Annotated in this window: 5 protein-coding genes and 1 pseudogene; 5 read left to right on the top strand and 1 reads right to left on the bottom strand. The window is 68.6% G+C overall.

Going from position 1 to position 3,560, the window contains the following annotated elements:
* A pseudogene (locus DQP56_RS23160) lies at window positions 1-217 on the bottom strand (hypothetical protein); the annotation flags it as partial.
* Between the two features lie 183 nt (window positions 218-400).
* Here DQP56_RS23160 and rimP point away from each other — a divergent pair.
* The 5 genes from rimP to DQP56_RS23185 all read left to right on the top strand — a co-directional run.
* Window positions 401-934: a ribosome maturation factor RimP gene (gene rimP / locus DQP56_RS23165; protein WP_112689381.1), complete on the top strand. Its 534-nt coding sequence runs from the start codon at window positions 401-403 to the stop codon at window positions 932-934.
* Window positions 931-1,953, top strand: coding sequence for a transcription termination factor NusA (gene nusA, locus DQP56_RS23170; protein ID WP_112689383.1), 1,023 nt, complete (start codon window positions 931-933; stop codon window positions 1,951-1,953). The genes rimP and nusA overlap by 4 nt, the downstream gene beginning before the upstream one ends.
* A gap of 214 nt (window positions 1,954-2,167) precedes the next feature.
* Window positions 2,168-2,695, top strand: coding sequence for a hypothetical protein (locus DQP56_RS23175; RefSeq protein ID WP_165825128.1), 528 nt, complete (start codon window positions 2,168-2,170; stop codon window positions 2,693-2,695).
* A 198-nt stretch (window positions 2,696-2,893) separates the two neighbouring features.
* The gene (locus tag DQP56_RS23180) at window positions 2,894-3,148 is read left to right on the top strand and encodes a DUF448 domain-containing protein (protein WP_370493743.1); all 255 of its coding nucleotides are present in this window, start codon (window positions 2,894-2,896) and stop codon (window positions 3,146-3,148) included.
* Window positions 3,149-3,214: 66 nt separating this feature from the next.
* On the top strand, window positions 3,215-3,560 hold a 346-nt coding region (locus DQP56_RS23185; protein WP_205868962.1), incomplete at its 3' end, for a translation initiation factor IF-2 N-terminal domain-containing protein.

Here is a 3,560-nt window from a genome sequence, read left to right on the forward strand (position 1 = left end):
CGGGGCGGTCTGCTCGGGTCAGTGCCGCTCCGGCTGCGGCGGCCAGCTCACTGTCGTGCTGCGCCAGTTGGCGTTGCGCCTCCAGATCATCGACAGCCGGTGGGGCCGGAGCCGACCCGCACGCCGGCGCCGCCAAGGCGACCAGCGCGATCATCCCGGCTCCGCTCAGCAGGCGCCGCCGGTCGATGGCGGTCAGTGGGCCGGACACCTGAGTCATCCTGCCACCCCGGTGCCGCCGGACGGACGCGACATGGCCGGTGGCGGGGGCATAGGGCATGGCCGGTGCTTTTGCCGGTTTGCTGTGGGTGTGCACACCACGGCGTATCGTGGGTGGCTGGTTCCCGGTGCGCCTGGCGCGGGGGAACGCGACGACCGGACAACTCAAGATGAGGAGCTCGCCGTGGCCACCGGGCTACCATCGCAAACACAGGTGATCGAGCTGCTCGACGCTGAGTTCAGCCGTGCCGGATACGAGATCGAAGACGTCGTGGTCGATGACCGTGCCCCGCTGCCGCGGATCACCGTGGTCGCCGATGGCGACACCCCACTGGACCTTGACACTGCCGCGGCGTTGTCGCGCTCGGCGTCGGATTTGCTCGACGGCCTGTCCTTCGACGCCCGATACGTGCTCGAGGTCAGCTCACCCGGCGTGCAGCGGCCGCTGACCGCCCCCAAGCATTTCCGGCGTGCGCACGGTCGCAAGATCGAGGTGACCTTGGCCGATGAGACCGGCGTGACCGGCCGGGTGGCCGACGTCGACGACGACGTGGTGACCCTGGTGGTGCGCTCCGGGCGGGACTGGGAGCGGCGCCGGCTGCCGCTCAGCGACATCAAGCGCGCGGTGGTGCAGGTCGAGTTCGCCGCGCCGAGTGCACGTGAGTTGGAGTTGACGGGCCGGCAGGCCCCCGATGCGGGAACGGAGGCCGACCGATGAATATCGACATGGCGGCGCTGCACGCGATCGAGGCCGACAAGGGCATTCCGGTCGAGGTGGTGGTGGAGACCATCAAGTCGGCGCTGCTCACCGCCTACCGGCATACCGAAGGGCACCAGGCCGACGCAGTCATCGACGTCGACCGCAAGTCCGGCATGGTTCGCGTGCTGGCCCGCGAGACCGACGCCGACGGCAACGTCATCAGCGAATACGACGACACGCCCGAGGGCTTCGGTCGTATCGCGGCGACCACCGCCCGTCAGGTGATCCTGCAGCGGCTGCGCGACGCCGAGAACGAGAAGGCGTACGGCGAGTTCTCGGCGCGCGAGGGCGATATCGTCGCCGGCGTCGTCCAGCGCGACGCCCGGGAGAACGCCCGCGGCGTCGTTGTGGTGCGGCTGGGTACCGAGGCCAAAGGTTTCGACGGCGTCATCCGGCCTTCCGAGCAGGCGCCCGGCGAGGCCTACGAGCACGGCGACCGGCTGCGCTGTTATGTGATCGGCGTGACCCGCGGGCTGCGCGAACCGCGCATCGAGCTGTCGCGCACCCACCCGAACCTGGTACGCAAGCTGTTCGCCCTGGAAGTGCCCGAGATCGCCGACGGGTCGGTGGAGATCGTCGCGGTCGCCCGGGAGCCCGGGCACCGGTCCAAGATCGCGGTGGCTTCGGGAGTCCCCGGGCTCAACGCCAAGGGCGCCTGCATCGGCCCGATGGGCCAGCGGGTCCGCAACGTGATGAGCGAACTGGCCGGCGAGAAGATCGACATCATCGACTACGACGAGGACCCGGCGCGCTTTGTCGGCAACGCGTTGTCGCCGGCCAAGGTGATGTCGGTGACGGTGATCGACCAGGCGGCTCGGGCCGCCCGGGTGGTGGTCCCGGACTTCCAGCTGTCGCTGGCCATCGGCAAAGAGGGCCAGAACGCCCGGCTGGCGGCCCGGCTGACCGGCTGGCGCATCGATATCCGCAGCGACGCGCCGACCCACTCGGACAGCGAACCCGACCACGTTCCCGGATAAGCGTTCTTATCTGTCGCGCGCGTCAAAATCTGTGAATTCCTCGTGATATTTGCGCGGGTGGGACGTAGCGTTGATCCGCGCCCATAACTGAGCGTGAATCGTACGGGGGAGTTTTGCGATGAATTGTCGTCGATTTGTGCTTGCCATCGGTGCCTGTCTGGGTGCTGCGCTATCCGCCGGCCTCGCGGCCGCTGACACGCTCCCGCCCGGCACGGTGTCTCCGCCGGGGCCGCCCACCGACGTCACCGACTACACCGACCTCGCCCCTTACTTCACGTACCACCAATCCACCTGGCCATACAACGTCGCCGACGACAGCGGCAACATCGTCGGGACGTTCGGCGATACGCATACCAGCGTGACCGGGGGCATTCCCTTCCTGTTCGCCAGCGACGTGCGCGACGAGATCACCGATGGCACCGGTGCGGCCTCGGCGTGGACCGGAGCAGTGGACGACAACTTCGCACTGCAGACGATCGTCGGGATCTTGAGCTATTTCACGATCTACGGGAATCATTACATCCAGAATCCTGAGGGGATGTCCGATTACGTGACGCTCTTCAACTACACCTTTCCGCTTTTCGACACCTTCCCCGACGATCAGACTTCGGCGGCGGTAGCCACCGTGGCGCAGGCCGCCGGCGATACCTCAGACCTGACGGGTTCGTTGGGTTCGGACGCCGCCGACACCGGCTGGCTGGCGGATCTGAGCCAGTTGCTGGATATCGGCACCCTGTTCTGAGGTGCCGCCCGGCGGGCGGCGACCGGCTGTGCTGAGCGTGTTCGGACCGCCGCCGCCGTATGGGTAGACTGAGCCGTGATCCAGCGCGAGACTTCGACAGCCGCCTCGCGGACGCACCGCTCCCCGCAGGGACCGGTGCGCACGTGTGTCGGGTGCCGGAAACGCGAGTTGGCCGTCGAGTTGCTTCGGGTGGTCGCTGTGTCAGGGAACGGCAACGAGGCCGTGACCGTTGACCGGGTGGGCAACCTGCCGGGACGGGGCGCATGGCTGCATCCCGCACCGGCGTGCCTGCAAGCGGCGATCCGGCGACGAGCGTTCGCGCGCGCGCTGCGGATCAGCGGTTCCCCGGATGTGTCCGGGGTGGAGGAGTACTTCGATCAGCAGATCGGGCTCACCGCCCCGGCCAACAGAACAGGTAGCGAAGAACATGAGCACACCGTGAAGTCCCGATGACCATGCGTCATAGCTAAACCCGAGGCGCGGCCCACCACCGCTGTCGCCTCATAGACAGGAGATGTAGTGGCAAAGGCCCGCGTACACGAGTTGGCCAAGGAACTCGGTGTCACCAGCAAGGAAGTTCTCGCTCGGCTGAGCGAGCAGGGCGAATTCGTCAAGTCGGCCTCGTCGACCGTGGAAGCGCCCGTCGCGCGGCGGCTGCGGGAGTCGTTCGGCGGTGGCAAGGCCGCCGCGAAGAGCGAAGAGCCGGCCAAGGCGCCCGCCAAGTCCGCCGCCTCGGCACCGCCGAAGGCTGCACCGGCGGCCGCCGCGGCCGTCAAGGCCCCGACTCCGGCAGCCCCCGCGGCCAAGCCGGCTGCTCCGCCGGCGCCCGCCGCCGAGGCCCCCGCGCCCGCGGCGCCGCCACCGG

The sequence above is a fragment of the Mycolicibacter senuensis genome (genome assembly GCF_003284925.1).
GTDB lineage: Bacteria > Actinomycetota > Actinomycetes > Mycobacteriales > Mycobacteriaceae > Mycobacterium > Mycobacterium algericum_A.

What these genes read in the sequence shown, in the direction of transcription:
- nusA (WP_112689383.1), top strand. Translation starts at nt 931, where the DNA reads ATGAATATCGACATGGCGGCGCTGCACGCGATCGAGGCCGACAAGGGC.